The following is a 10,270-nucleotide window of genomic DNA, read 5'->3' on the forward strand; positions in this document are numbered from 1 at the left end:
ACAATTCACCGTTTCACGGCCGATAACCCTTTTTAACTCCGTCAGTCACTGCATCGGAAGCCCGCTATGTTTAATGATAAATCTATACTCATCACCGGTGGCACCGGGTCATTCGGTAAGTGTTACACCGAAACGCTTCTGAAGCACTACTCACCGAGAAAAATCATCATCTACTCTCGGGACGAGCTCAAGCAGTTCGAGATGCAGCAGGAGTTCAACGCCCCCTGCATGCGCTACTTTATCGGCGACGTGCGGGACAAAGAGCGCCTTACGCAAGCGATGCAGGGCGTAGACTACGTTATTCACGCTGCGGCCCTGAAACAAGTCCCCGCCGCTGAATACAATCCGATGGAGTGCATCAAGACCAACATCCATGGCGCTGAGAACGTGATCCATGCAGCCCTGGCCAACGATGTCGAAAAGGTCATTGCGCTCTCCACCGACAAGGCAGCCAATCCGATCAACCTTTACGGAGCGACCAAGCTGGCCTCCGACAAACTGTTCGTCGCGGCTAACAATATGTCCGGGGGGCATCCTACCTGCTTCAGCGTGGTGCGCTATGGCAATGTCGTCGGTTCACGTGGCTCTGTAGTGCCCTTCTTCCGCAAACTGATCAATGAAGGAGCTGAATCCCTACCGATTACAGACCCACGCATGACGCGCTTCTGGATCACGCTGCAACAAGGTGTAGATTTCGTGCTGAAGAATTTTGCCCGCATGCAGGGCGGCGAGATTTTCGTCCCCAAGATTCCTTCTGTGAAGATCACCGATCTCGCCGAGGCAATGGCACCGGGCATCGCGCATGAAATCGTAGGGATAAGGCCTGGTGAAAAACTGGACGAAATTATGTGCCCGTCAGATGATTCACATCTGACGTTAGAGTTTGACGATCACTATGTGATACGCCCGACAATAACCTTTACCAGCAGAAGCAATAATTTCGCCACTAATAATCTTGGAGAAACAGGCAGTCCGGTCAAACAGGGCTTCGAATACAACTCTGGCAATAATGCTGACTTCCTGTCACCACAAGAGATCACTTCTTTTAACCAGTCAGCGGAGTAGAACTAAGATGTTTTCTTATGGGCGCCAGCATATTACAGCTGAAGATATCGATGCCGTAGTAGAGGTCTTAAGCTCAAGCTACCTGACGCAAGGACCCGCTACCGAGCGCTTTGAAAGTGCATTAGCCAGCTACTGTGGGGCATCCTATTGCGCAAGCGTAAACAGTGCGACCTCCGCCCTTCATCTTGCTTGCCTTGCTCTAGGTGTAGGGCCGGGTGACTATGTGTGGACATCTCCCATCTCTTTCGTAGCATCGGCGAATTGTGCACTCTATTGCGGAGCAAGTATTGATTTCGTAGATATCAATGAAAACACCTACAACCTGTGCCCGGATAGACTCGAGGAAAAACTCTCTATCGCCAAAGCAAACGGAAAATTACCAAAAGTAGTAATTCCGGTACATTTTGGCGGCCTGCCCTGCGATCTGAAAAAAATAAGGGAGCTTGCCGATTCCTACGGATTTCATATTATTGAAGATGCCGCTCACGGAATCGGAGCAAGTTACTTCAACTCTAAAATCGGTGACTGTAGGTATAGCGATATAACGGTGTTCAGCTTCCATCCGGTGAAAGTCATTACTTCCGCGGAGGGCGGTGCTATAACAACGACTAGCGAGAAACTGTTTAAAAAGGTTTTAGAGCTAAGGTCACACGGCATAACCCGGGATCCCGGAAAATTAATTCATGACGCCTCACCCTGGTATTATGAGCAACAAAACCTGGGATTTAATTACAGGATGTCTGATATCCATGCGGCTCTGGGAGAAAGCCAGCTGAAACGCTTAGACAGCTATGTAAACAGCCGAAACGAGCTAGCCAATCTATACAACGCCCAGTTTGACTCCAGCGTGATTAGCACACAATTTGTAGATACAGGCTATAAATCTGCTTATCACCTATTTTCAATCAAACTCACTACTATTCCCGACAAACGAAAATACGTTTTCCAAAAACTGAAAGAAGCTGGTGTCGGCGTAAACGTACACTACATCCCTATACACTTACAGCCCTATTTCAGGAAATTAGGTTTCAAGAAAGGGGACTTCCCTGTGGCTGAAGCATACTATAATAGCTGCATCACTTTACCCCTTCATCCTCAACTATCAAAAGAAGACCAAAGCAGGGTATGCCGCTACCTGAAGGACGCTATTAATGAAGCTGCTCTCTAAACAGATATATATTAGGCCATTGGGACTGGATGATGTTTCCGATGAGTACGTATCATGGCTTAACGACCCCAAGGTAAACAGGTTTTTAGAAGTACGCCATCAAACCCATAGCCGTGAATCTTGCGTCGAGTTTTTAGCGTCCGTGGACGCAGATCAAAACAGCCACATATTTGGTATTTTTTCCCTCTCCTCCGACAAACACATCGGAAATATTAAGGTTGGCTTCATTGATAGATACGAAAGCGGCCAGGTAAGCCTTTTGATTGGTGATAGAGACTATTGGGGAAAGGGTATAGGTAGTGAAGCGATTCACCTCATCTCTAAATACTCATTCAGACACCTAGAATTAACGCGCCTTGAAGCCGGCTGCTACGAAGAAAATACGGGGTCGCTAAGAGCCTTTCTGAAAAATGGCTATACGGTCGAAGGCTTCTTTCGGAAAAGTGTAGAGCTGGACGGTAAAAGACAAGGGTGTTTTTGGCTTTCCCTGCTAAAGGAGGAATTTGGTGACACCAGATAAGATTGCGATAGGTGGTGCTCAATTTGGCCTGGACTATGGAATAAATAACACCACCGGTATAGTTAAGGACGCCAGACAGCTTTTAAGACATGCTTATATAAGCGGCATCCGGACATTAGATACGGCTAAGCTTTACGGTTCAAGCGAAAGTGCAATTGGCAATGCCATCGAGCCATTCCACAGCAACCCGTTTGATATTGTAACCAAACTTCCGCCTATACCAGATGGCACGGGCGATATTAAGGAATGGGTGGAAAATCAGGCAAGAGACAGCATCCGGAAGCTGGGCTGCCACCAGCTTTACGCTCTGCTACTCCATAGACCAAACCAGTTATCAGATAAAAAGATAGGACAATGCCTGTATGAGGCACTCAATGCCTTAGTGGACAGTGGATTAGTGAAAAAAATTGGCATATCAGTTTACAACCCAGCTGAGCTTGAAATATTAGAACGCTTCAAATTACTAAACATTGTACAATTGCCTATTAATACATTTGACAGGCGGTTTCTGGATTCAGGCTCAATTACGTCTTTAGCAGAAAGAAAGATTGAGATTCATGCAAGATCAATTTTTCTTCAAGGGCTACTCCTTATGAGTAAAAGCGACCTCCCACCTTACTTTCACCAATGGCTCTCTATTCTTGACGCTTGGCATAACTTCCTCCGGAGTAATGACCTCACGCCAATTGAAGGCTGCATTAGCTTCATTAAGCAGGTTCCACATCTGGATAAAGTCGTTATAGGCATTGACAGCTTAGACAACCTAGTTGGAATTCTGAATGCTGTTGAATCAACCAAGACAGCAAGCATAAATATACTAGACCTTCCATCTAGTAGTAATGAGAAATTAATAGCACCATCAAACTGGAAATTCTCATGAGCATTATCGCTATAGTTCAGGCCCGATTAGGCTCAACCAGGCTGCCAAATAAAGTCATTAAGCCAATTCTGGGGAGATCACTTATATCCCTGCTTTTAGAGAGGCTGAGTCACTCGAAGCACCTTACGCGAATTGTTTTAGCTACAACAGACAATAGTATCGATAAGGCTCTCAAGTCACATGTAGAGTCTCTGGGCTACGATGTATATTCAGGATCCGAAGATGACGTATTACAACGATACGTTGAGTGTGCTCGAGAATATAAGGCTGAAACCGTAGTGCGCATTACAGGAGACTGCCCACTAGTCTCTGCTGACATTGTAGATAAGGTAATCGCAACCCACTTAGACTCTGACGCCGACTACGTATCGAATATTGAACCGCCAACATACCCCGATGGACTGGATGTTGAGGTCTTCTCCATGAGTGCCCTGGAAAAAGCTCAGGTATCAACCATAAAATCCTCAGACAGAGAGCACGTCACCACCTGGCTTAGAAGTAGCCCTGAAGTTAAACGCCTGAACGTTGCACTAAATACTGACTATTCAGATATGCGCTGGACTGTCGACGAACCAGAAGACTTTAAAGTCATTCAGGGAGTGTTTGAGCACTTTAGCCCTCGGGTAGACTTCGACTGGCAGCAGGTTCTCACACTCGCAACAACAAATAGCGAGCTATTCAGCCACAATAGCAATCATAAGAGGAATGAAGGAATGAAGCTTGTAAGCGGCCAGAAGCTATGGCGCCGGGCAAAGAAAGTAATCCCTGGCGGCAACATGCTACTTTCGAAGCGACCTGAAATGTTCTTGCCGGAACAGTGGCCTTCTTACTTCTCAAAAACATCGGGTTGCAAGGTGTGGGACCTAGATGGGAATGAGTTTATTGATATGTCTATCATGGGCATAGGCACAAATACACTTGGCTATAACCGGGCAGAAGTAGACCAGGCTGTAATACAAGCCGCTTCTCTTGGCAATATGTCCACCTTAAACTGTCCGGAAGAAGTATTTCTCGCGGAAAAGTTAGTAGAGATTCATCCCTGGGCTGACATGGCCCGTTTCGCCCGCACCGGTGGCGAAGCAAATGCAATTGCAATTCGGATAGCGAGAGCCGCGTCGGGCAAGGACCAGGTAGCCGTTTGTGGTTATCACGGCTGGCATGATTGGTACTTATCAGCAAATCTTAGCAGTGAAGAAGAACTATCAGGCCACCTGCTACCAGGCCTGGCTCCGAAAGGCGTTCCCCAATCACTAAGGGGCTCCGTGCTGACCTTCGAATACAATGACTTCGAGGGCCTGCTCCAACTCGTCCAGAACAATGACATTGGCGTCATAAAAATGGAAGTTCAACGGAATGAGCGGCCAAAAGATGACTTTTTAAACAAAGTCAGAGCACTGGCAGACGGGCATAACATAGTTCTTATTTTTGATGAAAGTACTTCAGGTTTCAGGCAATCGTTTGGCGGCATCCATAAGATATATGGAATAACCCCGGATATGGCAATATTCGGGAAGACGCTTGGAAATGGCTACGCGATTACAGCAACCATTGGTAAGAGAGATATAATGGAGGCCGCTCAGTCAACATTCATTAGCAGCACTTTCTGGACTGAGCGAATAGGCCCGACGGCGGCGCTAAAAACCCTGGAAATCATGGAAGCCGAGAAGTCGTGGGACTACATCACAAAAACGGGCGAAGCTATCACAGATAAATGGCTGGAACTCGGTAAAAAATACGGCCTAAACATTAGTACACACGGTATACCGGCACTAACAGGCTTTAGCTTTAACAGTGAAAATAACCTGTTGTATAAGACCTTTATCACTCAGGAAATGCTAAAGCGGGGCTTTTTGGCTTCAACAAGCCTGTACGTATGCACCGAGCATAAAGAAGATATACTAAATACCTATTTTGAAAATATAGAAGAAGTTTTTGAAGAACTAAGCAAACACTACGAGTGCGACGACTTCCATAAATTAATCGAAGGCCCTGTTTGTCATAATGGCTTCAAACGACTTAACTGAAGCACTCAATATAGGCTTCAGGGCTGACGCTTCAATTAGGATAGGCAGCGGCCACATCATGCGCTGCCTGACTCTTGCGGATAAACTAAGAGAGCGGGGACATAGATGCACATTCATTTGTCGTCCTTTTGAAGGAAACCTAATTGAATATATACGCAAGCTCAGCTTTGAAGTAATAGTCCTGCCCTGGATACCCACTCCAACAGGCGGCAGTGAAGCACAATGGCTAGGATGTGCCTGGGGACTAGACCTGAGCGAGGTCCGGACCAGCCTCGCCAAAAGGCAGCTTGAGTGGCTGGTGGTCGACCACTACGCCATAGATTATCGCTGGGAATCAGAAGCCTACGGTTTCAGCAAAAACCTCTTGGTATTAGATGATAAAGCTCAAAACAAACACAACTGTGAGATTTTACTAGACCCAAACCTTGGTAGAGAAATATCAGACTATCAAGACCTGACCACTTCAAAAACATTACATCTGCTTGGACCTGCTTTCATCCTGTTGAGAAACGAATTTATAAAGCAGAGAACCGTATCAGTAGATGGAAAGAAAAATGCAGGCAGCGCAAGCTCTGTTCTTGTTTGCTTTGGTGGGAGCGATCCCCAAGGGCTTACCCTGACCGCATTGAACATAGCAGTAAATCTTGAAGATATAAAAAAGATCATAGTCCTGATAACGTCCAATAACAAAGACGCAGAAAAAATCGTAGCTCAATATAGAAACTCCGAAAAAGTTGACCTATACCTGAACGCCAGCGATATAGCAAAAGTGATGGCAGAATCCGATTTAGCAATAGGAGCTCCCGGAGGAATGAGCTGGGAGCGCTGCATTTTGGGTATACCGTCAATAGTTTTTCCATTCGCACAGAATCAGAGATATATAGCGAATAAACTAGAGTCCCATAATATCGCAGTAACAATCGACACCCTTTCGTTAGGAGAGATTCGCAGCGCTATAGCCAGAATAAATCATGATTATAAAGGAATGGTCGAGCGCTGCCTGAAAGTATGCGATGGGAAAGGGGCTCTACGAGTAGTAAAGGCCATAGAAAACTATGAACTCAAAAAAAATCGTAATACTGACAGAGCCATCTAGCTGGATACTCCCTCATGCCAGATCCCTATCCGAGAAAATTTTCGGGCTCGGCTACGAATGTAAAATAGTTTTCTCTGCAGATGAGATTGAAAACTCCTGGATTTGCTTTATTTTGGGATTCACAAAACTACTGTCAGATAGCGAGCTTGAATATTGCACGCATAATCTTGTAGTACACGAAAGCGATCTACCTCAAGGCAAGGGCTTTGCTCCTATGGCATGGCAAATACTCGAAGGCTCAGATGAAATAACATTTACACTGTTTGAAGCATCAGGCGGAGCAGATTCGGGGAGGATCTGGCTTAAGAAGCGTATTAAGCTGGCAGGCACGGAACTCTGCTCCGAGTGGCGTAATATTCAGGGTAACGTGACTGAGAGTATGTGCATAGATGCATTAACCAACGCCTGCCACATAAACCCGACCGATCAGCCAGAAGGCGGGTCATTCTATAAACGAAGAACCCCTTCTGATAGCGAGATTGATGTAACTAAAACTATTGCAAGTCAGTTTGAGCTATTGAGAGTGGTGGATAACGAACGTTATCCAGCCTTCTTCTTCTATAGAGGGAAGAAGTATAAGCTTAAAATCGAAGAGTTTAGTGATGAGTAAGTATATTATTGCGAATGCAGCCTCCTGGGGTGGAAATGAGCTTTCAAAGTCCGCTCTTGCTGATCAGGCTGACTTTATCCTCGTTTCAAGCCCTGACGAGCTGGTAGCCCAGCTGTCACCAGGCATCGAGGCTATATTTTTTGTCCACTGGCGGTGGATCGTTAAAGACAGCATTCTCCAAAAATACCGCTGCGTATGCTTCCATATGACCGACCTGCCCTATGGCCGGGGAGGAAGTCCACTACAGAATCTGATCCTCCGGGGCTTTAAAGAAACCGTTCTTAGCGCTCTCGAGATGACAAGCGAGATCGACGGCGGCCCAGTATATTGCAAGCGCCCTTTATCATTGGCAGGCAGCGCAGAAGAGATATATTGCAGAATGAATACAGTCGCCTATGAGATTATTGTTGATATGGTGCACTGCTGGCCAAGCAGTAAGCCACAGGAAGGAGAAGTAACCTATTTCACTCGACGCCAGCCTCATATGAGCAGAATCCCCAGCGGGATGAACGGAGAAGAGCTTTACGACTTTATTAGAATGCTGGATGCCGAGGGTTACCCTCGTGCTTACATCGAGCATGATGGTTGTAGGTATACCTTTTCAAATGCAAAAATAAATGGCGACGAAGTCAGCGCCGAAGTGAAAGTTACAACAGTATGAGAAGGCCAATACTATGACAGAATTTTCTATTAATGGTCGGCAGATAGGGGGAAGTCATCCCCCTTATGTTATTGCGGAACTATCAGCAAATCATAACGGCGACCTGCAAAGGGCCCTGGATACCATAGCCATGGCTGCCAAGTGCGGTGCAGACGCCATTAAGATTCAGAGCTACACGGCCGACTCTATGACCATTGACTCGAGTCAGCCCGATTTTATGGTTGAGGGTGGGCTTTGGGACGGCTTCAAGCTCTATGATCTGTACAAATGGGCTCAAACACCATACGAGTGGCATAAGCCTATCTTTGACTTTGCGGCAAAACAGCAGATAACTATCTTCTCAACACCATTTGATGAAGCAGCAGTAGACATGCTTGAGGACTTAAATGCCCCTGCCTACAAAATTGCTTCGTTCGAATCTACCGACTTACCGCTAATCAGTTATGCGGCAAGTACCGGTAAGCCGCTTATCATATCCACAGGGATGGCCAACTTAGAGGAAATACAAGAAGCCATCTCTACAGCCCGTGAAAGCGGCTGTAATGAGCTTGCAATTCTTCACTGTGTTAGCGGTTATCCAAGCCCCGTCAATCAAGCTAATTTAAGTACCATTAGCGATATGAGTAGCCGATTCGATACTGTTATCGGATTATCAGACCACACTATCGGAAACCTGACCGCAATCGCCGCTACCGCGCTCGGAGCTTCAATTATAGAAAAGCACTTCACGCTAAGCAGGTCAGATAAAGGGCCCGATAGTGAATTTTCACTGGAGCCTGATGAGCTTTCTCAATTAGTACAACAATCCAGGCAGGCCTTTGATGCCCTGGGTCAGCCAGGATATGAGCTTAAACCCGCCGAGAATTCGAGCATCAAATTCAGACGGTCGCTATATTTCGTCAAAGACCTCAAAGCTGGCGATACAATTACCGAGGCAGCGATTCGCAGGATTCGTCCAGGATACGGGATTGCACCTAAATACCTGAAAGAGCTTATAGGGCGCAAAGTAGCGAGGGATATTGCCTACGGGACATCAGTTCAGTGGGAAGATATAGAACCATGATCACCTCAGAAAACATAGCGATTATCGTTGCTCATCCAGATGATGAGGTGCTTGGCTGCGGCGGAACCATTGCCAGGTTATGCGAGGCTGGTAAAAAGGTTCATACCATTTTCTTATCGGACGGTGAAACTGCCCGTTATGAGGCCATAGCCTCCGATATCGGGAAGAGACAGCTATCTGCGGTAGCTTCATCGGAAGCATTAGGCTCTTCACGGCCCTACTTCCTTGGCTTTCCAGATAATGAGATGGACAAGATACCGCTACTAACCCTGGTCAAAGCGCTTGAAAAGTTACTTGTTGAGATTAAGCCTGACACTATCATTACTCATCACTCCGGCGACCTGAATATTGACCACCGCTTAACTTTCCAGGCGGTGATGACTGCGTGCAGACCGCAACCAGGCTATTTCGTCAAGAATATACTGAGCTGTGAAGTACTCTCCAGCACCGAGTGGCAGGCACCGGGCACTACGCCATTCCAGCCTAACTTCTTTTTCGATATTTCCAAACACTTTTCAGCCAAGCTGAAAGCGCTCAAGGCTTATGAAAGCGAGATGAGGCCTGCTCCGCATAGCCGTAGCCTGGATAATGTTGAAGCACTGGCCCGATTCAGGGGGCACGCCATAGGTACGAAGTACGCGGAGGCCTTCATACTGCATAGGTGTATTATTTAACCCGATTGAAACAGCTCCACTGGCCCACTCTCTATAGATCACATTTTCTTAAAATGGGCTTTGCCAAATTTCTTTCTCAGGTTAACCGTAAATTACGGCTGGTATTAACCAGCACCCTAAATTACATAAAACCCAGAAAGCACAAAAAAGCAGCCTTATCGGCCAATGCTGTTCACTTAAGCCAAAAACGGCATAATTGAATAAAATCCAGCATCCCTGTCGGTTGCTGGATTTTTTTTATGCCCCTACACCAAACCTTGCTTGAGATTGATGAGCTGCACCAGTTCTCAGATCAAAGCACCTTCACTCAGAACATCCCGATTGAATGGATAGAGTCAGCGCTGACCCTGACTGACAAGGCGAGTATTCGCCGACGACGTCTACCGTCTGATCAGGTTCTATGGATGGTCTTGGGTATGGCACTCTTTCGTGATGAACCCATCGGTGATGTTGCCCGGCGTCTCAATATCTGTGCCCAAGGGTTAGCAAACGAGAACCTGTTGGCACGA

At 46.5% G+C, this 10,270-nt stretch carries 11 protein-coding genes; all 11 read left to right on the forward strand.

Annotated elements, in window-relative coordinates; genetic code table 11:
- Positions 1–66 precede the first annotated feature (66 nt).
- Positions 67–1,065: a UDP-N-acetylglucosamine 4,6-dehydratase (inverting) gene (pseB, locus tag Q354_RS0112415; RefSeq protein WP_027857885.1), complete on the forward strand. Its 999-nt coding sequence runs from the start codon at positions 67–69 to the stop codon at positions 1,063–1,065.
- Between the two features lie 7 nt (positions 1,066–1,072).
- The gene (gene pseC, locus Q354_RS0112420; protein ID WP_027857886.1) at positions 1,073–2,233 is read left to right on the forward strand and encodes a UDP-4-amino-4,6-dideoxy-N-acetyl-beta-L-altrosamine transaminase; all 1,161 of its coding nucleotides are present in this window, start codon (positions 1,073–1,075) and stop codon (positions 2,231–2,233) included.
- Complete coding sequence (locus tag Q354_RS0112425; protein WP_036229655.1) at positions 2,217–2,753, forward strand: GNAT family N-acetyltransferase; 537 nt, start codon at positions 2,217–2,219, stop codon at positions 2,751–2,753. The genes pseC and Q354_RS0112425 overlap by 17 nt, the downstream gene beginning before the upstream one ends.
- Entirely contained in the window at positions 2,740–3,633 is an 894-nt protein-coding gene (locus tag Q354_RS0112430; protein ID WP_051560094.1) for an aldo/keto reductase, read from the forward strand. Before Q354_RS0112425 ends, Q354_RS0112430 begins: the two co-directional genes overlap by 14 nt.
- A complete protein-coding gene (locus Q354_RS0112435; protein WP_027857889.1) occupies positions 3,630–5,657 on the forward strand; it encodes an aminotransferase class III-fold pyridoxal phosphate-dependent enzyme in 2,028 nt (675 codons plus the stop codon). Before Q354_RS0112430 ends, Q354_RS0112435 begins: the two co-directional genes overlap by 4 nt.
- A complete protein-coding gene (gene pseG / locus Q354_RS25615) occupies positions 5,635–6,753 on the forward strand; it encodes a UDP-2,4-diacetamido-2,4,6-trideoxy-beta-L-altropyranose hydrolase (protein WP_051560095.1) in 1,119 nt (372 codons plus the stop codon). Before Q354_RS0112435 ends, pseG begins: the two co-directional genes overlap by 23 nt.
- Positions 6,713–7,363: a formyltransferase family protein gene (locus tag Q354_RS0112445; protein ID WP_027857890.1), complete on the forward strand. Its 651-nt coding sequence runs from the start codon at positions 6,713–6,715 to the stop codon at positions 7,361–7,363. The genes pseG and Q354_RS0112445 overlap by 41 nt, the downstream gene beginning before the upstream one ends.
- On the forward strand, positions 7,356–8,024 hold the full coding sequence (locus tag Q354_RS0112450) for a hypothetical protein (protein ID WP_027857891.1): 669 nt from the start codon (positions 7,356–7,358) through the stop codon (positions 8,022–8,024). Before Q354_RS0112445 ends, Q354_RS0112450 begins: the two co-directional genes overlap by 8 nt.
- Positions 8,025–8,037: 13 nt before the next feature.
- Positions 8,038–9,087 carry a pseudaminic acid synthase gene (gene pseI, locus Q354_RS0112455; protein WP_027857892.1) on the forward strand — a complete coding sequence of 350 codons (1,050 nt, stop codon included), beginning with the start codon at positions 8,038–8,040 and terminating at the stop codon, positions 9,085–9,087.
- Positions 9,084–9,761 carry a PIG-L deacetylase family protein gene (locus Q354_RS0112460; protein ID WP_036229656.1) on the forward strand — a complete coding sequence of 226 codons (678 nt, stop codon included), beginning with the start codon at positions 9,084–9,086 and terminating at the stop codon, positions 9,759–9,761. Before pseI ends, Q354_RS0112460 begins: the two co-directional genes overlap by 4 nt.
- 239 nt (positions 9,762–10,000) lie before the next feature.
- A partial coding sequence (locus Q354_RS0112465) for a transposase domain-containing protein (protein WP_027857894.1) occupies positions 10,001–10,270 on the forward strand: 270 nt, incomplete at its 3' end.

This window comes from Marinobacterium jannaschii DSM 6295, assembly GCF_000620085.1.
GTDB classification, from domain to species: Bacteria; Pseudomonadota; Gammaproteobacteria; order Pseudomonadales; family Balneatricaceae; genus Pontibacterium; species Pontibacterium jannaschii.